Raw genomic sequence first — 24,519 nt, 5'->3', positions numbered from 1 at the left:
ACGTGAGCTCCGAACAGCGGGTGCTGCACGCCCCCGATCCGGCCGAACGCGAGAACCTCGCCACCTTCCTCACCCGGGCGATCCGGCTCGACCCCGCCGCCGTGGTGCGCTTGCGGCGGCGCGGCTCGAGCCTGGTCTCGGCATGGGTGGCAACGGGTTTCGAGACGCTCGCGGTGCGGACGGTGACCGCCGAACTCGGCGTCGACGATGTCACCGTCGGCGCCGACTCGGTGCTGGCCGGCCTACGTACCGGCCATCCGATCGATCTCGGCTACTCGATGGACTCAGCCTGGCGCGGTGCCCTGCCACCCACCGAGGGTTTCACCCACGTCGACGATGTACCCGCCCGCGCCCTGGTCGAATTGGCCGAGCGCGGCGCTGATCTGGCGCGTGAACACGGCGGCGCCCACGGCCCGCCCGCGTCTCTGCTCGATCAGTCGGTGCTCACGGTCACCGGCGCGGACGATCTCACGGTCGACGTGCCGATGCGCGTGGTCTTCGCGCTCACCGCGATGGACTTCATTCCGCACGCGGGGGAGAAGACCGAGTCGCGCCGCATCCAGCCCTCGGAGCTCGTGCGGGTGCGCGCGACACGCACGTGGTTGCGGCTGGATGCTCGCTACGGCTCGGTCGCGCGCCGGCTCGGCGGTGGAATCCCGTTGTCGCCCAGCTGAAGCCCCCAGCGGACGGCGGTATCCGCACGGCAGAAGGGGCCAGTAAGGCTAGCCTGACCTGCCTTGATTCGCGATCGCGGGAGCCTAGAGTGATATCCGACACAGCGTGACCATCTCTACGGTGAGAGGGCTGGATATGACTTCGATCGAAATGCCGCACGTCACGGAGTGCACGGTCGGCGACTGTTCCTACAACCACGACGGCTGCCACGCCTTCGCGATCAACGTCGCCGGGCACAACGGCAGCGCCGATTGCGAGACGTTCGTTCCCCTGTCGGTGAAAGGCGGGCTCGACACCGTCACCAGCATGGTCGGCGCCTGCCAGCGTGCCGACTGTGTGCACAACCGGGACCTCGAGTGCGCGGCCACCGAGATCCGCGTCGGCGCGGGCTCGGCCGAACATTCCGCGCGCTGCCTGACCTACCGGTCTCGCTGAGCGCCCTTCTCTGAGCCGCGCACTCGTCGCGCCGGTGCGGGCGGCCCAGGACTGTCCGGTCGCCGTGACCGGACGGTCCAGGCCGTCCGCGGCGTGTCTCCGGTCCGCATCGTTGCGGTAGGCGAGCCGGTGTTCGCCCAGTGCGTCGTCTCCGACGCTCGGGTCAGTGCACCCCGGCGAGTCGGAGCGCGGCCGTGGTCGCGGCGGCAGCGATCACCGTGACGAGCAGCGGCACGCGCCGCCAGGCCAGCACGCCGCCCACGCCAACGCCCACGGGCAGGGCGACGCCGAGTTCGCCGGAACCGGTGGGCAGAGTAGCGGTCGCCACCAGCGCGGCCAGCAAGATCAGCGCGCCCGTGTCGAGTAGATGGATGGTCCTGGCCGACAGCCGGAGTCGATGCCGCAGCGCGGGGCCGGTCCAGCGCAGGGCATAGGTGCCCACGGCCAGAGCGAGCATCGCGGGCAGCAGATACGGCGCGTTCACGACATCCCGCCGATCGCCGCAGCCCCGTGCGCGACGACATCGCCGGTCGGAGACAGCCGTAGCCGTCGTCGACGGATGCGGGCGCGCGGAGTGTCCTGTCGACTCGGTGAGCGGATGATCGCCGGGCGCCCGGTCAGTGGCTCGCCGCGGGACGCGCGCGGCAGGTGTCCGGCTCGCCGGCCGCCGGTCGGCGAAGTGGCCGTCAACTCGTCACCACCGTGTCGGCGTCCGCGGGCGCCTCCGGTGCGCGCAGCGCGAACACCAGGGCGAGTAGCGCAATCAGCACGGGCAGGCCTGCGGGGACGACCGGCGCGACCACCACGGCGAGCGCGGCGCCGACCAGGACCGGGCGCAGGGTGGCGCGATCGCGCAGGGCGGGCAGGATCAGGGCGAGCAGGATCACCGGGAACACCGCGTCCAGGCCGAGCGCCGAGGTGTCGGGAACGAGCGAACCGAGGGCCGCGCCGAGGGTCGCCCCGAGCGGCCAGCACAGGGCGACACCGATTCCGCACGCCCAGTACGCGGCACGTTTGCGTTCCTGATCGCCGGGCGCCGCCGCGAAGGCGACCGATTCGTCGTTGAGAACGTGGACGCCGAGCACACGGCGCCAGCCCCGGCCGAACACCTCCGGCGCCGACAGGCCGTACGGCAGATGCCTGGCGTTGAGCAGCAGTCCGGCGACCACCGCCGCCAGCGGACTCCCACCAGCCGCGACGATGCCGAAGAACAACAGCTCCGAGCCGCCCGCGAGCACCGTCACCGCCATCACGATCGGCATCCAGACGGGAAATCCGGCGGCGATCGTGGAGGCGCCATAGGACACGCCGAAGAGGCCGACGGCCAGGCAGGCCGCGGCCACGGCAGCCAGCGTGCCCCGGTCGAGTGTTCGGTACATCGAACGCATGTTTTACATGGTGAACGGCTGTGCTGGGTAAAGTCAACCCGACATCGCCAGCTCCCCAGGAGGCGTAGATGGACCGGCAGGACCCGGTCGCCGGACCACCCCAAGCGGTGATCGCGGCGTCGTTGCGGCGTGAGCGCGCCCGCGCAGGCTTGTCGCTGACCGAGGTCGCGAACCGGGCCGGAGTCGCGAAATCGACACTGTCCCAACTGGAATCGGGCACGGGGAACCCCAGCCTGGAAACCCTGTGGGCCCTGTGCGTCGCGCTCGAGATGCCGTTCTCGCGGCTGCTCGATCCGCCGCGGCCCAATGTTCAGGTGATCCGCGCCGACGAGGGCGCGCCGGTGCCGTCCCCCGACGCGGACTACCGCGTGACGTTGCTCGCAGCGGGTCAATCACACACCCGCTGCGACGTCTACCGGGTCGCCGCCGAACCGGGCCACACCCGCCGCTCGGACCCGCACCAGATCGGCGTCGTCGAACACGTCGTGCTCGCGGCGGGGCGCGCGCTGGTGGGACCCGCCGACGAGCCCATCGAGGTGGGCCCCGGCGACTACGTGCGCTACCTCGGCGATCTGCCGCACATCTTCGAAGCGCTCGAACCGGGGACCTGGGCCTCGATGGTGATCGAGAGCCCCTGACTCAGGCGGCTCCCTCGCCGAGATACTGCAACCAGACCGGATCCAGATCGGCCGAGGTCGACAGCAGCCGCCAGTGCGGGCCCTTCGGCGACACCAGCGGATGGCGCAGGGTCCAGCCCAGCTCGGTGAGCATCTTGTCGGCCTTGCGATGGTTGCACGGCGCGCAGCTGGCGACGCAGTTCTCCCACGAGTGCTCGCCGCCGCGACTGCGGGGGATGACGTGGTCGATGGTCTCGGCTTTGCCGCCGCAGTAGCCGCAGCGGTAGCGATCGCGGTGCATCAGCGCGGCGCGGGTCATCGGTACCCGGGCGCGATAGGGCACGCGGACGTAGGTGCGCAGCCGGATGACGGAGGGAATGGCCACTTCGGCGCCCGCGGAATGCAGGACCGGGCCTTCGGGATTGTCGTGAACCGCGTCGGCCTTGGCGCAGATCAGCAGGACGACTGCGCGGCGCGCGGACAGCGCGGTGAGCGGTTCGTAGGTGGCGTTGAGGAGGAGAACCCGGCGTTTGCGCCAAGCGGCGGCGTCGCGGTCTCCGGCGAGGTGCAGAGGCGCGGGGTGATGCGGCTGATGGTCGGACACGATGTGCAGCGGAATGGCCCCCGAGCCACGATTGTGGACGTCGGCGGGCTGGAGTTGTCGATGCGCTCGCGCCTCGTGTGACCGGGCGCTGGGTCGCTGCTTCATCTTGACCTCAATTTCATGATTGGCAGGATCATGTGGTATCTGGGGCCGATACTGCCCCCCAGTTGACCATGGTTCGTCCCGCATTGCACGGCTATTTTTCAAACTATCGGGTGAACTGTGGCTGAAGGGCGACCCCGCTCGTCATCGAGGCACAATGGAGCCTGTGACTTCCGGTGAGCAGACAGCGACCTCGTTCTACGAAGCGGTGGGCGGAGCCGAGACGTTCCGTCGTCTCGTCTCGGTGTTCTACCGCGAGGTGGCGGCCGACGAGATCCTGCGTCCACTGTATCCGGAGGAAGACCTCGGCCCGGCCGAGCGCCGGATGCGGATGTTCCTCGAACAGTACTGGGGTGGTCCACGCACCTACTCCGACGAGCGCGGGCACCCTCGGCTGCGCATGCGCCACCACCCGTTCGCCATCGGGCCGCTCGAGCGTGACGCGTGGTTGCGGTGCATGACGATCGCGATCGGCGAGATCGAACCATCGGTCCTCGACGACGAACACCGCAAGGCCCTGCTCGACTACTTCCAGATGGCCGCGGCCTCCCTCCAGAACACGCCCGGCTGATCCGCAGCAGTGCACCGCACGTTCGCGGCCTCCCTGCTGAACACACCCGACTGAGGGGGCGGGTGCCCCGCGTTCGCTGCTGACCCGCAGGTGGGGGCCCTGCCGTGGCCGTCATCGGAGTTACCGCGACGTTTCGGTCCGGTGTGGCGAAACGCTGACAATTTGCCGGATTCCGAGAAAGTCCCGCGCCGGAGGAATATCCCGGGCAATCTTTGGCAATATTGCGGGTGTGACACAGACACCTGCCTCGCCGGTGCCGGGGGAAGCAAGCACCGCTCCGTGGTGGACAACCGCCGTGTTCTATCAGGTCTATCCACGCTCGTTCGCGGATTCCGACGGTGACGGAATCGGCGATCTGGGTGGGGTACGCGAGAAGATGGGATACCTGGAGTTACTCGGCGTCGACGCGCTGTGGATCTGTCCGGTGATGCGCTCGCCACAGGCCGACGGCGGCTACGACGTCTCCGATCCGCGTGACATCGACCCGCTGTTCGGTGGCCTGGCCGCGCTGGACGAACTGATCGCCGAGGCGCACGACCGCGAGATCAAGGTGACGATGGATCTGGTGCCCAACCACACCAGCGTCGAGCACCCGTGGTTCACCGCGGCGCTGGAGGCCGCGCCGGGCAGCCCCGAGCGGCAGCGCTACATCTTCCGCGACGGCAAGGGCGCCGACGGCGCCGAGCCGCCCAACAACTGGCCGAGCATCTTCGGCGGCCCGGCCTGGACCAGGGTGACCGAGCCCGACGGCGAGCCCGGCCAGTGGTACCTGCACATCTTCGCGCCCGAGCAGCCCGACCTGAACTGGGACAATCCCGAGGTCGCCGCCGATTTCGAGAAGACGCTGCGCTTCTGGCTGGATCGTGGCGTCGACGGCTTCCGGATCGACGTCGCGCACGGCATGGCCAAGCCCGAGGGCCTGCCGGACATGGCGAAGGTCGAGACCAAGATGCTGGTGCACGACGACGACGATCCGCGCTTCAACAATCCCGGCGTGCACGCCATCCACCGCCGCATCCGCACCGTCCTCGACGACTACCCGCACGCGGTGTCGATCGGTGAGGTGTGGGTCGACGACAACGTCCGCTTCGGCGAATACGTGCGCCCCGACGAGCTGCACCTGGCGTTCAACTTCCGCCTGGCCGAGACGCCCTTCACCGCCGACGGTGTCCGCGCGGCGATCACACATTCGCTCGAGGCCGTCAGCGGCGTCGGCGCGCCACCGACCTGGACGCTGTCGAACCACGACATCGAACGGGAGGTCACCCGCTACGGCGGCGGCCGAACGGGAATGGAGCGGGCGCGGGCGATGATGATGGTCGAGCTGGCCCTGCCCGGCGCGGTCTTCCTCTACAACGGTGCCGAGCTCGGCCTGCCCAATGTCGACGACCTGCCCGAGGACGCCCTGCGCGACCCGGTGTGGGAGCGCTCGGGGCACACCGAACGCGGCCGTGACGGGTGCCGGGTGCCGCTGCCGTGGGAGGGCACGCAGGCGCCGTTCGGGTTCACCGACGGCGCGAGCTCGTGGCTGCCGATCCCCGCCGAGTGGGCCGACCGCACGGTGGAAGCCCAGCTCGAGACCCTGCATTCGACGCTGTCGCTGTACCGGCTGGCGATCGACCTGCGGGGGACCCGGCCGGAATTCGCCGGTGCGCGAATCGAGTGGTACGGCAGCCCCGACGGGTGCCTGGCCTTCCGCAGGCCGGGCGGGCTGGTGTGCGTGCTCAATGCCTCCGACGGGCCGATCCAGTTGCCGCCGGGGGAGGTGCTGCTGGCCAGCGCGCCCGTCTCCGACGACCGGTTGCCCGCGAACGCGGCGGCCTGGCTGGTCTGAACCGGGGCGGACACGCGGGCCTTCGATGTGACCGGAGGATGAACTACTACACAGCATCGTCTACCGTTGGACCGTGAGCATTCTCGAGACAGTGCTGATCTTCGTCGGCATCCCGGCCGCGATCTACTTCGCGATCGCGGGTTTGTCCTATCTCGGTAAGCCATTTCCCGGTGATAAGCCGGCCCACTTCGCGCTCGGGCAGAAGTGGACCCACCGGCCGGTGCTGTGGAGCGCTACCGATGAGGTGACCTCCGCGGGTCACCACACCGCCGAGTCGCATGGCAGTCATGCGGCTCTCGAAGCCGCCAACGCGGAGCTGATCGGAGGCCGGGCAAGTGGCAAGTTCTAAGTGGCCCGCGGTGGTCGAGGCCGACCTGCCGCACGGATTCGCGCTGACCAGCAGCGGACGCGTCTCGGGTGTGCACGAGCCGGGCGCCGTCTTCGACGAGGTGCCCTTCACCGATCGGGAGCGCGTCGCCCTCGACAACGCGCTCACCGACGCGACCCGTGCGACCAAGGTTCGCTTCAACATCTACCTCGGCGATCTCGGGGCCGACCCGGCGACCGGCGCCGACGCGCTGCTGCCGAACACGCCGGAGGCCGCCGACTCGGTGCTCATCGCCGTCTCTCCGAACCAGGGCGCGATCGAGGTGCGGTCGGGCGCGAATGTCGCCGAGCGCGCCAACGACCGGATCTGCCAGCTGGGCGTCACCGCCGCGCTGGCCTCGTTCCGGCAGGGCAACCTGATCGACGGCTTGATCTCGGCCGTCCGCGTCATGGCGGCCTCGATCGGCCGCTAAGTTCGTTCTCTCGCCGAACGGCGCGTTCACCTCTAAGGTTAACGCGCCGTTCGTCTTTCCCGGCACGAATTTCGGAAATCGGGAATCATCCGCTCGCTTCTAACCTTTAAAGCTGGTATGAACAGTTACATGAGGACGTTCCCCGTCGCCGGCGGTGCGGCATGACCGGGCGCTACGCGCAGGTCGCGTTCACGCCGCTGGTGCGCGAACATCAGCGCGCGCACGGCAGTCTGCGCAGCTATGAGCGGATGGCTCAGGTTCCCGCCGAGGCTGATCGGCTCGGGCCCGACGAGGCGGCGTTCGTCGGCGCGCGGGACAGCTTCTACCTCGCGACGGTCGGCGAGACCGGGTGGCCCTACATCCAGCATCGCGGTGGCGCACCGGGTTTCCTGCGGGTGCTCGACCCGCGTACCCTCGCCTTCGCCGACTTTCGTGGCAACAAGCAGTACATCAGCCGCGGCAATCTCGATCACGACAACCGTGTCTCGCTGTTCCTCATGGACTATGCGGCCCAGGCGCGGATGAAGATCTTCGGGCGGGCGCGCGTGGTGGAGGCCGCCGACGATCCGGAACTGGTCGCGTCGCTGGCGGTCGACGGATATCGCGCGCAGGTCGAGCGGGCGGTGGTGATCGAGGTCGAGGCCTTCGACTGGAACTGCCGCCAGCACATTCCCGCGTTGTATCCACGGGCCGCCGTCGCGGCAGCGCTTGACGTGCTGCGTGCGCGGATCGCGGAGCTGGAAGCCGAGAACGCGCGGCTGCGAACGGACATCGCCCGGCCCTGACCGCTGACTCGGTTCAACTGTGGCCGAGACATGCCCACCTTTAACCATTGAAAGTTATTTAGATAGTTAGGATGTGACGGGATGCGACGCGAGCATCTTGCCTGGGCCGGCTTGGCGGCGATGACCGTCTCCTTCGGCTTGAACTTCACCATGGGCGTGTTCTTCGCGCCCACCGCCGCGGCCTACGGTGTCTCGACGACCGCGCTGGCGGTGGCCGCCGCGCTCGGCACCGCCGTGACGGGCCTCGCCCAGCACGGCATCGGCAGGCTGCTCGACCTGTTCGGGCCCAAACTCGTGCTGGTGGGCGGGCTCTCGCTGATCTCGGGCAGCTATCTGGCGCTGGCCACGGTCACCCAGACCTGGCAGTTCGTCGCCGCCTACATGGTGCTCGGCGGACTCGGCTTCGCCGCCTCGTCGACACTGACCGTCACCACCCTGCTCGGCCGGGCGCACGGCGCGCAGGCCGGGCCTGCCATGGCGAGGGCCGCGATCGGTATCAACCTGGGGCAGCTGATCACACCCTGGGCGGCGACAGCGCTGTTCGAGCCGATCGGGGTGCGCGGCACCTTCGCCCTGCTCGGCGCGATCGGGCTGACCGCGACGGCGGTGCTGTGGCGGCTGCTGCCCACCGATCAGCGAGCGAATTCCCCTGCGGGGGTAGGGGAGTCGCTGGCGGATCGGTGGAAGGTGCTGGTGTCGTTCGGCTTCCACGCCGCGACCCTCTACGTCGTGGTGCTGATGTTGCCGAAACACGCTGTCGAACAGGGGTGGTCGGTGGCGGGCGCGGGCAGGCTCGTCGCGCTGGCCGCGCTGTCGGCCGGTCTGACCTCCGCGGCCATGGTGCGCCTGCTGCGCAGCCACCGGCCGGAGTCCCTGCTGCGGGTGCTCTACGCGGTGCGGTTGGTCGCGCTGGCGCCCGCGGTGTTCGTGCCGGGACCCGAGGTGTTGGTGCTCGTCGCCGTGCTGTTCGGCATCGCCTCGTTCCCCGTCATCCCGCTCACCATGGCGATCCTGTCGCGAGGTCTGGACCCCGCGCGCATGGGCCGCACCCTGGCGCCGGCCTGGGTGATCCACCAGCTCTCCGCCGCCGCCGGACTCGGCGTGGCCACCCTGGTCCACGCCCTCACCGATGGCTACCGCGGCTACTTCGCGCTCGCGCTGCTGTTCACCGTGATCGCCGCCGCCCTCGTCTCCCCGGTTCGCGACCGCGAACCGGTCACCGTCTGACGCACCACCCAACCGGAAAGAGAGATCCATCATGAACCAGGTCCGCCACAACACCGTCCGGATCCAGGGGCAGTCCCTGTTCTACCGGGAGGCAGGCGACCCGAACGCGCCGACGATCGTGCTGCTGCACGGGTTCCCGACCAGCTCGGCCATGTTCCGCGCGCTGATCCCCGAGCTCGCCGCCGATTACCACGTGATCGCACCCGACCACCTCGGCTTCGGCCAGTCGGCGATGCCGTCGGTCGACGAATTCGACTACACCTTCGACAATCTCACCGAGCTCACCCTCGCCCTGCTCGACCACCTCGGCGTCGACCGGTTCGCGCTCTACATCCAGGACTACGGCGCCCCCATCGGACTGCGCATCGCCTCGGCCCACCCCGAGCGGGTCACCGCTCTGGTCACCCAGAGCGGCAATGCCTATATGGAGGGCTTCACCCCGTTCTGGGAGGTGCTGTTCGCGCACGCGAACGATCGGGCCACACACGAGCCTGCGGTGCGCGAACTGCTCACCCTCGACGCGACGACATGGCAGTACACGCACGGTGTTCCGGCCGAGCGGCGCGCGCTGATCAGCCCCGACACCTGGACGCTGGATCAGGCGTACCTGGACCGTCCGGGCAACAAGGAGATCCAGCTCCAGCTGTTCGCCGACTACAAGAACAACCTCGACGGCTATCCCGCGTTCCAGAAGTACTTCGCCGAGCACCGCCCGCCGACGCTGATCACCTGGGGCGAGCACGACGAGATCTTCGGCGCCGACGGTGCTCGCGCGTACCTGCGTGATCTGCCCGACGCGGAACTGCACCTGCTCGACGCGGGTCACTTCGCCCTGGAGACGCACGGACCGGAGATCGCCGCGCTCATCCGCGAATTCCTCGGCCGGGTGCTGCGCTGACCGGGGACGGCCGGGTGTCCGCGCGACGCCCGGCCGTCACGGCATCGAGTACCCTGATCGGCGGTCTATCGGCGTAACGGGGGGAACATGCGGACAGGAATCGCCCGGGTGATCACGGCGGCCGCGGTGGCGTGCCTGGCGCTCAGCAGTTCGGCCTGCGCCGAGGATCTGGCCGACGCGGCCGGCGTCGCGGTCGGCACGCCACAGGCCGATTTCTACGATCCGCCCGCGGAATCGATTCCGGGACAGCATGGTTCGGTGATCCGCAGCCAGCCGCTGGCCGGCGCGCGGGCCATCCCCGGCGCGCGCAATCACCTGACGCTGTACCGCTCGGTCGACGCGCAGGGCAAGCCCGTCGCGGTCTCGGGGACGCTCGCGGTGCCGGAGGGCACACCGCCCGCCGGTGGCTGGCCGCTGATCACCTGGGCGCCGGGCACCAGCGGGGTCGCCGACGTGTGCGCGCCCTCGCGCTCCAGTGGGTCCTCGCCGAGCATCGACGAGCAGGCGCGCTGGGTCGCCAAGGGCTACGCGGTGGCCAGGACCGACTACCAGGGTCTGGGCACCCCGGGGAACCACGGCTACCTGATCGGCGAGACCGAGCAACGGGCCATGGCCGACCTGGCCACGGCCGCACGGGAAGTCGACAGGTCCGTCGGTGCGCGCTGGGTGGCGATGGGGCACTCGCAGGGCGGCCACGCGGCGCTGTTCGCCGCCGGAGCGGCGACAGCCTGGGCGCCGGATTCGCCGCTGCTCGGCGCGGTCGCGCTGGCCCCGGTCTCGCACATCGCCGAACAGGTGCGGATGGCGAAGTGGACGGTGTCCAACCCGCTCGGCAAGCTCGGCGCCGGTGACATCGCGCTGTTCGTGCCGCTGCTTGTGCGCGGCGCGCAGACCGTCACCGACATCGATCCGCGCCGTTTCCTCACCGATCGCGCGGTCGCGCTGCTGCCGAGCGCGGACACCGAATGCGTCGCGGGGCTGCGTGATCAGAGCAGGTGGGGCGGGCTGTCGACGCGCGAGGTGTTCACCAAGGACGGTGACCTGTCCGGCCTGCTGCGGGTACTCGACGACAACGACCCGAGCGGCGTGCGGTTCTCCGCGCCGGTGCTGGTCCTGCAGGGCCGCGACGATGTGACGGTGCCGCTGAAGTCGACCGACGCGATGGTCGCCGAACAGCAGATGCGCGGCCAGACGGTGGACTACCGCAAATACGACGGTACCGACCACAGCGAGATCATCGCCGCCTCCTTCGCCGACACCCTCGGCTGGGTCGACAGCCGGTTCGGTATCGCCCGCTGAGGCGATTACGCCGACAGCAGAAGAACCGGGTGTGTCGGCACGCGAGTCCCTACCCTCGCAGTATGGGCGAGCACAACGGGTTGCGGGTGATTCCGGGCGGACGCGGCGACGGGCGGTCGCGCCCCGAACCACTCTGGCGGGAGGCGCTCGGCGAGCGGCTGCGCGCCCTGCGTCTGGAGCGGCGCTCGACCCTGGTCGACACCGCCGGGCGGGCGGGGATCTCCCCGCAGTATCTGTCCGAAGTCGAGCGCGGCCGCAAGGAACCGTCGAGCGAGATGATCGCGGCCCTGGCCGGTGCCCTCGGCACCTCGCTGAGCGAGTTGGTCGCGCAGGTCGCGGAGTCGATGCGACCGGTCGCCGCCCGCGCTGTGGTCCTCGGCGGCGATCGGCGCCTGAGCCCGCAGGTGCGGCCCGCTCAGGTCCAGAACTTCACCGCCCCGAACGCGGTCCTGCTCGCCGCCTGAGCGCTCGCGGCTCAGCCGGTGCGGACCGCGTCGACGAGTCCGCGCAGCAGGTCGACCAGCGCGCTCACCGGCATCTCCGGGTCGATCGCGCGCTGCACACCGAGACCGATGCCGAGTGAAAGCAGTTGCAGCGCGGCTTCTTCGGCGGGAATCGGGAGCTCGAAGCCCATCTCGTCGGCCTGCAGCTGGATCAGCGAACCGAGCATGGCGGTGAGGGTCCGCCGTCGTGTCGCCAGTTCGGCGCGCACCTCGGGCAGGTGCCGGGTGCTCGTCGCGAACTCGACCTCGAGCGCGGTCCAGCCCACGTCGCCGATGTTCTCGTCGGCCCACCGGGCGAAACCGTCGATCCGCGCGGGCATCGTGTCCTTCGCCATGATCGCCTGGGCCAGCGATTCCGCCCGCTCGCCGTGCACGACATCTATCACGGCCAGGCCGAGCTCGTGTTTGGTGGCGAAGTTCGAGTAGACGGCGCCCTTGGAGAAGCCCGCCTCGGTGGCCACCTTCTCGAGCGAGGTGACGTTGTAGCCATCGGCGAGGAAGAGCCGCTTGGCGGTCTCGACCAAACGCTCGCGGGTGAGTGCGTGCGACTCCTTACGTGTCATCCGGGCCACTGCGGAAGTCTAGCAAATTCGGGGTACCGCTGGAATTCGAATACCGTTAGTATCCGAATCATGACTACACGACGTGGCCTCGCCATCGGATGCGGTGGCCTCCTCGGCTTCGCCTGGACGGCGGTGGCCCTGGACGCGGTCGAGCAGGCGCTGCACTGGGATGCCCGCTCGGCCGAGGTGCTGATCGGGACGTCCGCGGGCGCCGAGATCGTGGCCGCGCTCGGCGCGGGCCGCACACCCGGCGATCTGCTCGCCGCGCTCGACGGCGCGCCGGCCGCCGATCCCGTCCTCACCGCGCACCTGTCGGTCGACCCCGGTGCGATCCCGCCCGTGCCGCGGCTCGGTCTGCCCGGGCTCGGGCTGGTCGGCGCCGGGGTGCGGCGCGGCTCGGTCTACACCGCGCTGTCGGGTGTGCTGCCCAGGGGCCGCGGCGACGCGAACTGGCTGCGTGCCTTCGGCCGCGCGCTGACACCGCGTGGTGGCTGGGTCGAGCATCCGGCCACCTGGCTGGTGGCCGCCGACGCGCGGTCCGGCGAGCGGGTCGCGTTCGGTTCGGCGCGGGCGCCGCACGTCGACCTCGGGTCGGCGATCGCGGCGTCGTGGGCGATTCCCGGCTGGTTCCCGCCGGTCCCGATCGACGGTCGCGAATTCGTCGACGGCGGCGCCGTCTCGTCGGTGTCCGCCGATCTGCTGGTGCCGCTCGAACTGGACGAAGTAGTGGTCGTCGCCCCGATGACCTCGGCGGGCGGCGCCCCCGCCACCGGGCTGAGCCGCATCGAGCGGCTGCTGCGTGCCCAGATGACCAGGGGTCTGGACGCCGAGGTGGCCGCGCTGCGTGCGGCCGGCACGCGCGTGATCCGGATCGAACCCGGCCCCGCCGAACTCGCGGCGATGGGCCCCAATTTCATGGACTCCACCCGGCGCCCCGCCAGCTTGGCCGCGGCTCGCCGGGCCGTCCCCGCCCGGGTCGCCGAGGCGATCCGCGCGTCCGTTCGCGAAGGAGAGAACGCATGAGCAGCCACCACGAAGTGGTCGTGATCGGGGCGGGGATCTCGGGCATCTGCGCCGCGATCAAGCTCGCCGAGGCAGGCGTCGAGGACGTCGTGATCGTGGAGAAGGCCGAGACCTTCGGCGGCACCTGGCGCGCCAACACCTATCCCGGCTGCGCCTGCGATGTGCCGTCGGGGCTGTACTCGTTCTCGTTCGCGCCCAACAGCGAGTGGTCGCGGCTGTTCGCGACCCAGCCCGAGATCCTGGCCTACGTCGACGGCGTGGCCCGCGAGCACGGGCTCGCCGACCGCACCCGGTTCGGCGTCGAGGTGCTTGGCGCGCGCTGGGACGACGCCGCCCGTCGCTGGCACCTCGACACCAGCGACGGTGAGCTGACGGCCCGTTTCGTCGTCTCCGCGGCGGGCCCGTGGAACGAGCCGCGCTTCCCCGACATCCCCGGCCTGGCCGAATTCCCCGGCGAGGTGTTCCATTCGGCGCGCTGGAACCACGACTACGACCTGCGGGGCAAGCGGGTCGCCGTGGTCGGGACCGGCGCGTCGGCGGTGCAGTTCGTGCCTGCCATCCAGCCCGAGGTCGCCGCGCTGCATCTGTTCCAGCGCACCGCGCAGTGGGTGCTGCCGAAGCTCGACCACCCGGTGCCCCGCATCGAGAAGCGGGTGATGCGGCGGCTGCCGTTCGCGCACAAGGCCTTGCGCTCGGTGGAGTACGCCCTGATGGAGGGCCTCGGCGTGGCCTTCCGCAACCCGCGCCCGCTGATGCAGACCGTACAGACCGTCGGCTCGGCGTATCTGCGCGCGGTGGTGCGTGATCCGGCGTTGCGCGCCAAACTGACCCCCGACTATCTGCTCGGCTGCAAGCGGATCCTGTTCTCCAACAGCTATCTCCAGTCGCTGACGAAGGACAACGTCGACGTGCACGCCACCGCCGTCGCCGAATTCCGCGGCAGCACGGTGATCGGCGCCGACGGGACCGGCGCCGAGGTCGACGCCGTCATCCTCGGCACCGGGTTCCACATCCTGGACACGCCGCTGGCCGATATCGTGCGCGGCGCCGACGGCCGGACCATGGCCGAACACTGGCAGGGCTCGCCCGAGGCCTACCTCGGCACCGTCACCACCGGTTTCCCGAACGCGTTCACCGTGCTCGGTCCCAGCCTCGGCACCGGGCACTCCTCGGCCTTCGCGATTCTCGAGGCCCAGGTCGACTTCCTGGTTTCGGCGATCGCCCGCGCCCGGCGCGAGGGCTGGGCGATCCTGGAGGTGCGGCCCGAGGTGCAGGCCCGCTACGTCGAGCAGGTGCAGGAGGCGCTGCAAGGCACCGTCTACAACGCGGGCGGCTGCCAGAGCTACTACCTGGATGCCAACGGCCGCAACAGTTTCAGCTGGCCGTGGTCGACCGGCGAGCTGACCCGCCGGGTCAGTGCCTTCGATCCCACCGATTTCACGATCACCCACGACGACGAGATGGCGGTCACCGCATGAGCTATCCACGGATCGATCTGAACGGCGCGCTGGTCGCGATCACCGGCGCCGCGCGCGGAATCGGGCTGGCCACCGCGCGCGCCTTCGTCGCCGAGGGGGCCCACGTCGCGCTCGGCGACCTCGATGAGGCACTGGCCGTGCGGGCCGCCGCCGACCTCGGCGACCGGGCCATGGGGCACGCCCTCGATGTCACCGACAAGTCCTCGTACGCGGCGTTTCTCGACGCCGCCGCGCGGTGGCGCGGCCGCCCGCTCGACGTGCTGGTGAACAACGCCGGCGTGATGCCCAACGGCGCCTTCCTCGCGCAGTCGGACCGGATCGACCAGCTCACCATGGATGTCAACGTGTACGGCGTGATCCACGGGATGCGGCTGGCGCTGCCGGGCATGGTCGAGCGTGGTCGCGGCCACGTCGTGAACGTCGCCTCGCTGGCGGGCAAGTTCCCGATCAAAGGCCTGGCCGTGTACAACGCCAGCAAGTACGCCGTGGTCGGGCTCACCGCGGCGACCCGCCTGGAGCTGGACGAGACCGGCGTGAGCGTGAGCGCGGTGCTGCCCTCGGCGGTGCGTACCGAACTCAGCTCGGGCATCGACTACGGCATACTGCCCGCCGTCGATCCCGAGGACATCGCCGACGCGGTGGTGCGCACCGTGAAGACCAGGGCGGCCGAGACCGCGGTCCCCGGGTACGTCGGGCTCATGGCGAACGCGGCGGGACTGGTGCCGGAGTCGCTGCTGAAGGTCGTCCGCAAGGCCGCCCACGACGACGCCGCGATCACCCGGGTCGACGACACGGTGCGTCGCGTCTACCTCGACCGCATCGAAAAGCAGTGAGCTCGAGCTGATCCTCACTCCCGCTCGTGGAGCACCTGGTCGACGAGACCGTATTCGAGCGCGGTCTCGGCGGTGAAAACCCGGTCGCGGTCGGTGTCGCGGCGCAGCGTCTCGGGCGTCTGACCGGTGTGCTTGGACAGGATCGCCTCGATGGCCGCGCGCATCCGGACGATCTCGTCCGCCTGCAGGATCAGATCGGGAATGGTGCCCTGGCCGCGAGTCGCGGGCTGGTGCAACACGATCCGGGTGTGCGGCAGCATCGATCGGTGCCCCGCCGCGCCACCGGCCAGCAGCACCGCGCCGACCGCGATCGCCTGCCCGACGCAGGTCGTGTGCACCGGGGCCTTGATGAAGCTCATGGTGTCGTAGACGGCGAGCATGGCCGACAGGTCGCCGCCCTCGCAGTTGATGTAGAGGCTGATCGGCTGGCCGGGACTGTCCGATTCCAGGTGCAGCAGCTGGGCGATGAGCGCGTTGGCGACCCCGGAGTCGATGGGGGTGCCCAGGTAGACGATGCGCTCGCTCAGCAGATGCGAGTAGATGTCGGTGATGCGTTCGCCGCCGCGATGCTGGGACACGACGTTCGGGATGGTGTAGCTGGTCATCGGAGCTCCGTCCGGATCAGGGGTGCGGCACCGGGTTTCACGCCGAGATGCCGATGCGGTGGCGGTTGGGGATCACCTGGTCGAACGACTCGACGATGTGGTCGATGAAGCCGTATTCCTTGGCCTGGGCCGCGGTGAACCAGCGATCGTGCAGGGAGTCCTCGTAGACGCGCTCGAACGGCTGACCGGTGTCGGCGGCGATCAGGCCGAGCACGGTGTCGACGGTGTAGCGCAGGTCGTCGGCCTGCACCTCGACCTCGACGGCGCTGCCGCCGATCCCCGCCGAGCCCTGGTGCATGAGGATGCGGGCGTGCGGCATCGCGTAGCGGCGGCCCGGCGTGCCCGAGGACAGCAGGAATTGCCCGGCGCTGCACGCCAATCCGAGCGCGAGGGTGGACACCTCGCACGGGACGAGCCGCATCACGTCGCGGATCGCGAGCATCGAGGGCACCGAGCCGCCGGGGGAGTGGATCCACAGCGAGATCCCCGCCTCCGGTGACTGGGCGGCCAGGGTGAGCATCTGGGTGATGAGCAGGGTGCCGTTGTCGTCGTCGAGTGCGCCGTCCAGGACCAGGATCCGGCGGCCGAACAGCTGCTCGCGTGCCCGCCAGCTGAACATCGGAGTCTTGTCGTCGTGTGCCATGACTCCACGGTGCCTCGCCCGCACCGTGTTTCGCGCGCTTTGCTGCCCTGGGCGGATCCGCTCACAGCAGCGAACGGCGCCGCGATGGCCGCGTGGCGCCGTTCGGTCGGATCAACGCGTGGCGAGGTCCCCGGCGCACTTGTCGAGGATCTGCCCGAAGACCCTGCCGATGAGCGGCTCGGCGAGCAATCGCGTCACCGGGCCCGCCAGCAGCGGGAGGCTGACCTCCGAGGTCGCCGTGGCGAAAGTGCTGGGCCGCACATCGGCGAAACGGCCGATGGCCCCGATCCGGGGAGATCGGGGCCATCGTTTTGCGAGCGCCTACTTGGCGTCGAATTCCCGTGCGCGCAGCGAGCGTTCGATCCCGGCGCGTCCCTCCGAGACCAGGCGGTACAGGGCCGGCGGGTGGTCGCCGGCGAGGAACTCGTCGGCCTTGGCGACGGCGTCCTCGCTGATCGCCCAGTGCGGGTACAGGCCGACGACCACGGTCTGGGCCACCTCGCTCGAGCGGCGCTCCCACACGGCGGGGATCTCGGCGAAGTACCTGTCGACGTACGGCGCCAGCAGCTCGCCCTGACCGACCGGGGCGAAGCCGCCGACGATGGCGCGGGCGGTGATGTTGGGGACCGAGTCGTCGCCCATCACGGTCTGCCAGGCCTGCGCCTTCACCTCGGCGATCGGGCGCGCGGTCGAGGCGGCGGCCGCCTGCCGCTTGCCCGCCGCGGTCGGGTCACCGGAAAGCTCGGCGTCGATGGTCGGAGAGTCGACGCCATCGGCATCGATCTGCCCGGCCGCCGCCAGCGCGGTGACGATGCGCCAGCGCAGATCCGTGTCCACGGTGAGCCCGGCCAGGCCGGCCGAGGCCGGATCGCCGTCGAGCAGCTGGGCCAGCGCGCCGGTGTGGCGTGGCTCGAGCTTGGCGCCGGTGAGCGCGTTGACGAAGGCGAGCTGATGATCCGAGCCCGGCACCGCGCCGCGGGCCAGTTCCAGCAGCCGGTCGGCGAAACCGGGCCACCCCTCCTGCTCGGCCCACACCGGATCGGCGTAGCTCGAGATGGCGGTGGCGGCCTGCATCAGCAGCCGCTGCACCACGCCGATCTCGGACTCGGTGCCGATGCCGCGCTGCACCAGCGCGACGAAATCGCGGGCCTTCAGCTCGGCCTGGCGGGTCATCTCCCAGGCCGCCGACCAGGCCAGGGTGCGCGGCAGCGAGTCGGCGATGTCACCGATGCGCTGGACGGCGACCTCGAGCGAATCGGGGTCCAGACGCAGCGAGCAGTAGGTGAGGTCGTCGTCGTTCACCAGCACCAGCTGGCCCCGCGGCACCCCGACCAGTTCGGGCACCTCGGTGCGCCCGGTCGCGTCCAGGTCGATCTCCACGCGCTTGGCGCGCACCAGCTTGCCGTCGACATCGTCGTACACGCCGACCGCGATCCGGTGCACGCGGTGCTCACCGGCACCCGGCGCGGCGCCCTCCTGCACCACGGCGAAACTCGAGAACGTGCCGTCGGGGGCGACGAGGAAGTCGGGGCGCAGGATGTTGAGGCCGGTGGTCTTGAGCCACTGCGCACCCCAATCCGAGAGGTCGCGACCCGACGCCTTCTCCAGTGCGGCCAGCAGATCGTCGAAAGTGGCGTTGCCGTAAGCGTGTTCGGCGAAGTAGTCGCGCAGGCCGGCCAGGAACGGCTGCAGCCCCACATAGGCGACGAGCTGCTTGAGCACGCTGGCGCCCTTGGCGTAGGTGATGCCGTCGAAGTTCACCTCCACCGCGTGCAGGTCGGGGATGTCGGCGGCGATGGGGTGGGTCGAGGGCAGCTGATCCTGGCGGTAGGCCCAGGACTTCTCGACATTGGCGAACGTCGTCCAGGCGCTGGTGTATTCGGTGGCCTCGGCCTGGCACAGCACCGACGCGAAGGTGGCGAACGACTCGTTGAGCCACAGGTCGTCCCACCACTTCATGGTGACCAGGTCGCCGAACCACATGTGCGCCATCTCGTGCAGCACGGTCTCGGCGCGGCGCTCATAGGAGGCGCGGGTCACCTTGGACCGGAACACGTAGTCCTCGAGGAAGGTGACCGCGCCCGCGTTCTCCATCGCGCCCGCGTTGAATTCGGGCACGAACAGCTGGTCGTACTTGCCGAAGGCGTAGGGCACGCCGAAGTTGTCGTGGTAGAAGCCGAATCCCTGCTTGGTCTCGGTGAACAGCCGCTCGGCGTCCATGTGCTCGGCCAGCGAGGCGCGGCAGAACAGGCCGAGCGGGATCTCGCCGTGCGAATCCCGGTACACGTCGGTCCATTTCGCGTACGGACCGGCGATCATCGCGACCAGGTAGGTGCTCATCTTCGGCGTGGTGGCGAAGGTGTGCCGGACCACGGCGCCGACCTTGTGTTCCTCGGCGGTGGCCCCGTTGGACACGACCTGCCAGTCGCCGGGCGCGGTCGCCACGACGTCGAAGGTGGCCTTGAGGTCGGGCTGGTCGAAGCAGGCGAACATCCGCTTGGCGTCGGCGGTCTCGAACTGCGAGTACAGGTACACCTCGTCGTCGGCCGGGTCGACGAAGCGGTGCAGGCCCTCGCCGGTGTGCGAGTACGCGCAATCGGCTTCGACGACGAGCTCGTTGGTGGCGGCGAGGTCGGGCAGCGCGATGCCGGTCGACTCGTCGTAGCCGCTCACATCCAGCGGGGTGCCGTTGAGCACGGCCGAGCGGACGCGCGATGCGACCAGGTCGATGAACGTGCTCGCGCCGGGGGTGGCGGTGAAGGTGACGGTGGTCTTGGAACCGAAGGTGTCCGACACCTCCGAACCGGCGCCGCGCGGCTGGTCGGTGAGGTCGAGTTCGATCCGGTAGTTCTGCACGGCCACCGTGGCCGCGCGTTCGACCGCCTGGTCGCGGGTGAGATTCGGGGCGGACATAGATCTCCTTCGTCGTCGACGAACACGGCACACTTCGGCGCCCCGGTGCTCCACCGGCGCGCGCGTCAGCGTCCACAATGCCACCTGCCGTCGCGGGCCGCTCACGAGTTTCCGCCGGGTGCCGCCGGCGGCGGACACCGGCGCGGTGAGCGTCTACTCCGGCGCCCCGCAGGTCGCCCGATTCCGGGCGACGGCATCGCAGGGTGGCGCTGCCGCGCACGGCGCACCCGTGGCCGCTGACCCGGCGGCACCGTGACCGCGGTGGCTCCGAGCCGCCGGGATGACGACGGCCCTACTCAGTGCACGGCGACCACCAGTTTTCCGAGCGTGCGATCCGTCTCGCCGAGCGCGTGCGCCTCGGCTGCCTCGGCTATGGGGAACACTCCGGCGATCGTCGGGGTGAGCGCGCCCGATTCGAGCAGGCCCGCCACCGCTCGCATCCCTTCGTGATCGGCCTCGACGAGCAGCGACGCGAAGCGGATGCCGCGCTCGGCGGCGAGGGCGATCAGCTCGGCCTCCTGGCGCGCCAGAATGCTCACGAGCAGGCCGCCGGAACGCAGCGTCGGCAGGGAGCGGCGGCAGTTCTCCGCGCCGAGGGTGTCGAGCACCACGTCCACCTCGCGCACCGCCTCGGCGAAGTCCACCGTCCGGTAGTCGATCAGCTCGTCGGCGCCGAGCGCGCGCAAGTGGTCGTGCTTGGGCGCGCTCGCCGTGCCGATCACGTACGCGCCCCGCGACTTCGCGATCTGCACCGCCAGGTGCCCCACCCCGCCGGCGGCCGCGTGGATCAGCACGCGCTGTCCGGGTTGGATATCGGCGGTGTCGACCAACGCCTGGTACGCGGTGAGGGCGGCCAGCGGGGCCGCCCCGGCCACGATGTGGTCGACATTCGCGGGCTTGTGGGCGAACGCGCGCGCGGGCCCGGTGACGTACTCGGCCAGCGAGCCGTGCCCGTGCGGATACGGCAGCATCCCGAACACCTCGTCGCCGGGCGCGAACAGGGTGACACCGAATCCGACGGCCTCGACCACGCCGGACACGTCCCAGCCGAGCACGAAAGGCGGTGCGGGCAGGAACAATCCGGGGAGGGCCCGGTGCTTCCAGTCGGTCGGGTTGAGGCCCGCCGCGTGCACCCGGACCAGGAGCTGGCTCGGGCCGGGTTCGGGGCGGGGGAGTTCGACTTCGCGCAGGACCTCGGGTCCGCCGAGGGTGTCCTGACTGATGGCGCGCATGGTTTCGGTCATGCCGTTCACGGTGCCGGGACGCGGCCGCCAAGGAAATGGCATGAATGTCATCATCCGATAGGATCGTGCCATGCATCGTGTGGTGGTTCTCGCGCTCGACGGCGTATATCCGTTCGAACTGGGCACTCCGCAGCGCATCTTCGGCATGCTCGAGGATCGCTATGAGGTCCTGACCTGCTCCGTCGACGGCGGGCCGGTGCGGACCTGCGCCGACTTCCGGATCGCCGTCGAGCACGGTCCGGAACTGCTGGCGACCGCCGACACCGTGGTGCTGCCCGCCAGTGACATCGCCGAGGCAAAGGCCGGGCTCGGCGAGACGACCCGGGCCGCGCTCGCGTGGATCCGGCCCGGCACCCGGATCGTGTCCATCTGCACCGGCGCGTTCGTGCTCGCCGCGGCGGGACTGCTCGACGGGCGCCCGGCGACCACGCACTGGCGACTCGCCGACACCTTCCGGCGGCACTTTCCGCGGGTCCACCTCGACCCCGACGTGCTGTTCGTCGACGACGGCGACGTGCTGACCTCCGCGGGCGCGGCCTCCGGGATCGACCTGTGCCTGCACATCGTGCGCGCCGATCACGGCAGCGCCGTGGCCAACCAGGTGGCGCGCCGCTGTGTGGTGCCGCCGTGGCGCGAAGGTGGGCAGGCTCAGTACATCGACCATCCCGTCCCCGATCCCGCCGCCGCGAGCACCGCCGCGACCCGGCACTGGGCGCTGGAACACCTCGAACTGCCGCTGACCATGGCCGAGCTGGCGGCGCACGCGCGGATGAGTCAGCGCACCTTCGCGCGCCGATTCGGTGACGAGGTGGGCATGAGCCCCGGCCGCTGGCTCACCCAGCAGCGGGTGGCCAGGGCCAGGCATCTGCTCGAGGCCAGCGACCTGTCGGTCGAACAGATCGCGAGCCGGGTCGGTTTCGCCACCGGAACCTCGCTGCGCCAGCACTTCCAGGTCGCGGTCGGGGTGGCGCCGCTGGCCTACCGCCGCACCTTCCGCGTGGCCGACGCCGAGCGCGTGAGCGCCTGACCGGCGCGGCCGTGCGCCGTCACGTCGGAACCCGCACCGGAATGTGACCGGCCTCGCGTCGCGATGACCAGGTCGAATTCGAGACCGGGTCCGGCCGGTACAGTGCCTACCGAGGAAATGTGCCCACCCAGGATTCGGAGGCTCGACGTTGAAGCATGTGCACGCCGGGAAAGTTCGTGACCTCTACGAGGACGGCGACACCCTGCTGCTCGTCGCGTCGGACCGCGTCTCGGTCTACGACGTGGTGCTGCCGACGCCGATCCCGGAGAAGGGCGCGCTGCTCACCCAGCTGTCGAACTGGTGGTTCGAGTACTTCACCGGCATCCCGAACCACGTGGTCTCGGCCACCGACGTGCCCGCCGAGTTCGCGGGCCGTGGCATCCGGGTCAAGCCGCTGAAGATGGTGCAGGTCGAGTGCATCGCGCGCGGCTACCTCACCGGGTCGGGGCTCAAGGAGTACCAGCAGTCGGGCACCGTCTCCGGCATCGCGCTGCCGCCGGGCCTGCGCGACGGCGACAAGCTGCCCGAACCGATCTTCACCCCGTCCACCAAGGCGGCCGAGGGACACGACGAGGCGATCAGCTTCGCCGACGTGGTGAACCAGGAAGGCCGCGAGGTGGCCGAGCAGCTGCGCGACCGCACCCTCGAGATCTACTCGCGCGGCGCCGAGCACGCGGCGAAGGCGGGTGTGATCGTCGCCGACACCAAGGTCGAATTCGGCTGGGACGGTGACGTTCTCACCCTCGGCGACGAGGTGCTCACCTCCGACTCCTCGCGCTTCTGGCCCGCCGACGAGTGGGAGCCGGGCCGCGCCCAGCGCTCCTTCGACAAGCAGTTCGTGCGCGACTGGTCGACCTCCACCGGCTGGAACAAGGAATACCCCGGCCCGGAGATCCCCGCCGACGTGGTCGAGGCGACCCGCCGCAAGTACGAAGAGGCCTACGAGCGCATCACCGGCAATACCTGGGTGGGCATCCAGGCGTGACGCCCGTTCCCGCGCCCCTCAATGGACGGGCGCGGGAACGTCTTTGACCGCGCAGATGTGGTCCATGTGCTGGTTGCCCCACTGGCCGAGCGTGGCCAGCGCGGCGTTGAGCGAGACGCCCAGTTCGGTGAGTGAGTACTCCACCTTCGGTGGCACCTGCGGATAGACCTCGCGGTGGATGATGCCGTCGTGCTCGAGCTCGCGCAGCTGTTGGATCAGCATCTTCTCGGTGACCCCCGGCACCAGCCGTTTCAGGTCGCCGAAGCGCTGGGTGCCGGTGGACAGGGCCCACAGGATCAGCGCCTTCCACTTGCCGCCGACCACGTCGAGCGCGGCATCGATACCGCAGGAATACGGACGCTCTCGCTGCCTCATGTTCGCCTTACTTACTTTTTGGTGAGTATCCGACTTTTTTGTCGGTTCTTGTGCAGTGTAGCGCTACCGGCGAATCTAGGAGTGTGTCGCCGACCGGCGGCGAGAGCTTCGAACCAAGGGGAAACATGACCAACTCTGCGACGGCACAGCGGGTTTCGGTGCTCGGTCTCGGCGCGATGGGCACCGCGCTGGCCAAGGCGCTGCTCGCGGGCGGCCATCAGGTGACGGTGTGGAACCGCACCGCCGCCAAGGCCGAGGCGCTGGTGGGTGCGGGCGCCGTGGCCGCCGCGACCGCGGAGGAGGCACTGACCGCGGCCGACCTGGTGATCCTGTGCCTGCTCGACGACGCCTCCGTGCGCGAACACCTCGAGCCCGCGGCGGCCCGCCTCGGCGGCCGCACCGTGGTGAATCTGACCACTACCACCCCGGAACAGGCGCGCGGCCTCGGTCGCTGGGCGCGGGAGTACGACATCGCGTTGCTCGACGGCGGCATCATGGCCGTTCCCGCGATGATCGGGACGGCCGGCGCGTTCGTGCTCTACAGCGGTGCGCAGGCGGAGTTCGAGCGCTACCGGCAGGTGCTCGAACTGTTCGGCGGGGCCGAGTTCGTCGGCACCGACCTCGGCGCGGCGGCCATGTACGACGTCTCGATCCTCGGCGGCATGTACGCGATGTTCGCGGCGTTCGAGCAGGGCGGCAAGATGGTGCGCAGCACCGGCGGTTCGGCGGCCCGCCTCGCCGAGCTGATGGCCCCTTTCCTGCGGGCGATGACCGGGATGCTCGCCCAGTTCTCCGTCGGCATCGACACTCCCGAGCAGTACGTGCAGGAACAGAGTCACGAGTTCACCGCCGCCGCCGTCGATCTGATCGACAAGGCGGCGGTCGAATCCGGCAACCCCACCGAGCTTTTCGGGGTGCTGCGCCGGGCGCTCACCGGACTGTGAGGCGCGCGGACGCGCGGTGCGGTGATCGCGCTCGCGGTGGTGCTGGTGGTGTTGTCGCCGGTCGCGGTGGCGGCGACCTATCTGCTCGCCCAGAATGTCGGTGTGCAGTCCGAGCAGGCGCGGACCAGGGGCAAGGACGCGTTCTGGC

The 24,519-nt window shown here is 70.1% G+C and carries 28 protein-coding genes; 18 read left to right on the top strand and 10 right to left on the bottom strand.

The features are described 5' to 3' along the window. Window positions 1–2: 2 nt before the first annotated feature. Window positions 3–674, top strand: coding sequence for a hypothetical protein (locus QH270_RS27880; protein ID WP_280347020.1), 672 nt, complete (start codon window positions 3–5; stop codon window positions 672–674). 136 nt (window positions 675–810) lie between these two features. Beyond that, on the top strand, window positions 811–1,110 hold the full coding sequence (locus QH270_RS27875) for a DUF1540 domain-containing protein (protein ID WP_110039456.1): 300 nt from the start codon (window positions 811–813) through the stop codon (window positions 1,108–1,110). Between the two features lie 163 nt (window positions 1,111–1,273). Here the strand turns inward: QH270_RS27875 and QH270_RS27870 are convergent, their stop codons facing one another. Further along, window positions 1,274–1,594 carry an AzlD domain-containing protein gene (locus QH270_RS27870; RefSeq protein WP_280347019.1) on the bottom strand — a complete coding sequence of 107 codons (321 nt, stop codon included), beginning with the start codon at window positions 1,592–1,594 and terminating at the stop codon, window positions 1,274–1,276. 202 nt (window positions 1,595–1,796) lie between these two features. Next, complete coding sequence (locus tag QH270_RS27865) at window positions 1,797–2,498, bottom strand: AzlC family ABC transporter permease (protein WP_280347018.1); 702 nt, start codon at window positions 2,496–2,498, stop codon at window positions 1,797–1,799. Between the two features lie 68 nt (window positions 2,499–2,566). Between QH270_RS27865 and QH270_RS27860 the strand changes: the two genes are divergently transcribed. Next, complete coding sequence (locus tag QH270_RS27860; RefSeq protein WP_110039458.1) at window positions 2,567–3,136, top strand: helix-turn-helix domain-containing protein; 570 nt, start codon at window positions 2,567–2,569, stop codon at window positions 3,134–3,136. Between the two features lies 1 nt (window position 3,137). Here the strand turns inward: QH270_RS27860 and QH270_RS27855 are convergent, their stop codons facing one another. Beyond that, window positions 3,138–3,824 carry an HNH endonuclease gene (locus tag QH270_RS27855; RefSeq protein ID WP_280347017.1) on the bottom strand — a complete coding sequence of 229 codons (687 nt, stop codon included), beginning with the start codon at window positions 3,822–3,824 and terminating at the stop codon, window positions 3,138–3,140. Between the two features lie 154 nt (window positions 3,825–3,978). Between QH270_RS27855 and QH270_RS27850 the strand changes: the two genes are divergently transcribed. The 9 genes from QH270_RS27850 (at window position 3,979) to QH270_RS27810 (ending at window position 11,699) form a co-directional block, all read left to right on the top strand. Beyond that, entirely contained in the window at window positions 3,979–4,392 is a 414-nt protein-coding gene (locus QH270_RS27850) for a globin (protein WP_232997298.1), read from the top strand. A 229-nt stretch (window positions 4,393–4,621) separates the two neighbouring features. Continuing rightward, window positions 4,622–6,226 carry a glycoside hydrolase family 13 protein gene (locus QH270_RS27845; protein ID WP_280347016.1) on the top strand — a complete coding sequence of 535 codons (1,605 nt, stop codon included), beginning with the start codon at window positions 4,622–4,624 and terminating at the stop codon, window positions 6,224–6,226. A 73-nt stretch (window positions 6,227–6,299) separates the two neighbouring features. Then, complete coding sequence (gene ctaJ / locus QH270_RS27840; protein ID WP_280347015.1) at window positions 6,300–6,575, top strand: aa3-type cytochrome oxidase subunit CtaJ; 276 nt, start codon at window positions 6,300–6,302, stop codon at window positions 6,573–6,575. After that, a complete protein-coding gene (locus QH270_RS27835; protein WP_280347014.1) occupies window positions 6,562–7,026 on the top strand; it encodes a DUF5130 domain-containing protein in 465 nt (154 codons plus the stop codon). Before ctaJ ends, QH270_RS27835 begins: the two co-directional genes overlap by 14 nt. Window positions 7,027–7,187: 161 nt before the next feature. Further along, window positions 7,188–7,811: a pyridoxamine 5'-phosphate oxidase family protein gene (locus QH270_RS27830; protein WP_280347013.1), complete on the top strand. Its 624-nt coding sequence runs from the start codon at window positions 7,188–7,190 to the stop codon at window positions 7,809–7,811. A gap of 81 nt (window positions 7,812–7,892) precedes the next feature. After that, on the top strand, window positions 7,893–9,038 hold the full coding sequence (locus QH270_RS27825) for an MFS transporter (RefSeq protein ID WP_280347012.1): 1,146 nt from the start codon (window positions 7,893–7,895) through the stop codon (window positions 9,036–9,038). Window positions 9,039–9,069: 31 nt separating this feature from the next. Next, the gene (locus QH270_RS27820) at window positions 9,070–9,936 is read left to right on the top strand and encodes an alpha/beta fold hydrolase (RefSeq protein ID WP_280347011.1); all 867 of its coding nucleotides are present in this window, start codon (window positions 9,070–9,072) and stop codon (window positions 9,934–9,936) included. An 87-nt stretch (window positions 9,937–10,023) separates the two neighbouring features. Beyond that, window positions 10,024–11,235 carry an alpha/beta hydrolase family protein gene (locus QH270_RS27815; protein ID WP_280347010.1) on the top strand — a complete coding sequence of 404 codons (1,212 nt, stop codon included), beginning with the start codon at window positions 10,024–10,026 and terminating at the stop codon, window positions 11,233–11,235. A 62-nt stretch (window positions 11,236–11,297) separates the two neighbouring features. Further along, window positions 11,298–11,699 (top strand): helix-turn-helix domain-containing protein, encoded by a 402-nt coding sequence (locus tag QH270_RS27810; RefSeq protein WP_280347009.1) that lies wholly within the window; start codon window positions 11,298–11,300, stop codon window positions 11,697–11,699. 11 nt (window positions 11,700–11,710) lie between these two features. On the opposite strand, the gene QH270_RS27805 is transcribed toward QH270_RS27810, so the two are convergent. After that, window positions 11,711–12,301 carry a TetR/AcrR family transcriptional regulator gene (locus QH270_RS27805; RefSeq protein ID WP_280347040.1) on the bottom strand — a complete coding sequence of 197 codons (591 nt, stop codon included), beginning with the start codon at window positions 12,299–12,301 and terminating at the stop codon, window positions 11,711–11,713. 69 nt (window positions 12,302–12,370) lie between these two features. On the opposite strand from QH270_RS27805, the gene QH270_RS27800 reads away from it, so the two are divergent. From QH270_RS27800 to QH270_RS27790, 3 genes are read left to right on the top strand one after another with little or no spacing between them, the layout of a single operon-like run. After that, window positions 12,371–13,324: a patatin-like phospholipase family protein gene (locus tag QH270_RS27800; RefSeq protein ID WP_280347008.1), complete on the top strand. Its 954-nt coding sequence runs from the start codon at window positions 12,371–12,373 to the stop codon at window positions 13,322–13,324. Beyond that, window positions 13,321–14,802 carry a flavin-containing monooxygenase gene (locus QH270_RS27795; protein WP_280347007.1) on the top strand — a complete coding sequence of 494 codons (1,482 nt, stop codon included), beginning with the start codon at window positions 13,321–13,323 and terminating at the stop codon, window positions 14,800–14,802. The genes QH270_RS27800 and QH270_RS27795 overlap by 4 nt, the downstream gene beginning before the upstream one ends. Next, window positions 14,799–15,635: an SDR family oxidoreductase gene (locus QH270_RS27790; protein ID WP_280347006.1), complete on the top strand. Its 837-nt coding sequence runs from the start codon at window positions 14,799–14,801 to the stop codon at window positions 15,633–15,635. The genes QH270_RS27795 and QH270_RS27790 overlap by 4 nt, the downstream gene beginning before the upstream one ends. A gap of 14 nt (window positions 15,636–15,649) precedes the next feature. On the opposite strand, the gene QH270_RS27785 is transcribed toward QH270_RS27790, so the two are convergent. From QH270_RS27785 to QH270_RS27765, 5 genes are all read right to left on the bottom strand, one after another. Continuing rightward, window positions 15,650–16,240: a ClpP family protease gene (locus QH270_RS27785; RefSeq protein WP_110039472.1), complete on the bottom strand. Its 591-nt coding sequence runs from the start codon at window positions 16,238–16,240 to the stop codon at window positions 15,650–15,652. A gap of 37 nt (window positions 16,241–16,277) precedes the next feature. Next, a complete protein-coding gene (locus QH270_RS27780) occupies window positions 16,278–16,883 on the bottom strand; it encodes a ClpP family protease (RefSeq protein WP_280347005.1) in 606 nt (201 codons plus the stop codon). Window positions 16,884–16,994: 111 nt separating this feature from the next. Then, a complete protein-coding gene (locus QH270_RS27775; RefSeq protein ID WP_280347004.1) occupies window positions 16,995–17,144 on the bottom strand; it encodes a hypothetical protein in 150 nt (49 codons plus the stop codon). Window positions 17,145–17,204: 60 nt separating this feature from the next. Further along, window positions 17,205–19,796 carry an aminopeptidase N gene (gene pepN / locus QH270_RS27770; RefSeq protein WP_280347003.1) on the bottom strand — a complete coding sequence of 864 codons (2,592 nt, stop codon included), beginning with the start codon at window positions 19,794–19,796 and terminating at the stop codon, window positions 17,205–17,207. 296 nt (window positions 19,797–20,092) lie between these two features. Continuing rightward, window positions 20,093–21,040, bottom strand: a complete 948-nt coding sequence (locus tag QH270_RS27765) for an NADP-dependent oxidoreductase (RefSeq protein ID WP_280347002.1) — start codon at window positions 21,038–21,040, stop codon at window positions 20,093–20,095. A 70-nt stretch (window positions 21,041–21,110) separates the two neighbouring features. On the opposite strand from QH270_RS27765, the gene QH270_RS27760 reads away from it, so the two are divergent. Together QH270_RS27760 and QH270_RS27755 are read left to right on the top strand one after the other, a co-directional pair. Next, window positions 21,111–22,067 carry a GlxA family transcriptional regulator gene (locus QH270_RS27760; RefSeq protein WP_280347001.1) on the top strand — a complete coding sequence of 319 codons (957 nt, stop codon included), beginning with the start codon at window positions 21,111–21,113 and terminating at the stop codon, window positions 22,065–22,067. Window positions 22,068–22,215: 148 nt separating this feature from the next. Then, window positions 22,216–23,052, top strand: a complete 837-nt coding sequence (locus tag QH270_RS27755) for a phosphoribosylaminoimidazolesuccinocarboxamide synthase (RefSeq protein ID WP_280347000.1) — start codon at window positions 22,216–22,218, stop codon at window positions 23,050–23,052. An 18-nt stretch (window positions 23,053–23,070) separates the two neighbouring features. Here the strand turns inward: QH270_RS27755 and QH270_RS27750 are convergent, their stop codons facing one another. Then, window positions 23,071–23,427, bottom strand: coding sequence for a winged helix-turn-helix transcriptional regulator (locus QH270_RS27750; protein ID WP_280220268.1), 357 nt, complete (start codon window positions 23,425–23,427; stop codon window positions 23,071–23,073). A 50-nt stretch (window positions 23,428–23,477) separates the two neighbouring features. On the opposite strand from QH270_RS27750, the gene QH270_RS27745 reads away from it, so the two are divergent. Beyond that, window positions 23,478–24,371, top strand: coding sequence for an NAD(P)-dependent oxidoreductase (locus QH270_RS27745; protein WP_348537691.1), 894 nt, complete (start codon window positions 23,478–23,480; stop codon window positions 24,369–24,371). The last annotated feature ends 148 nt before the right edge of the window (window positions 24,372–24,519 follow it).

The organism is Nocardia neocaledoniensis, assembly GCF_029868625.1.
Taxonomy (GTDB): domain Bacteria; phylum Actinomycetota; class Actinomycetes; order Mycobacteriales; family Mycobacteriaceae; genus Nocardia; species Nocardia neocaledoniensis_A.
Note: the sequence above shows the minus strand (reverse complement) of the source record. Positions and strands in the feature narration are given on the sequence as shown.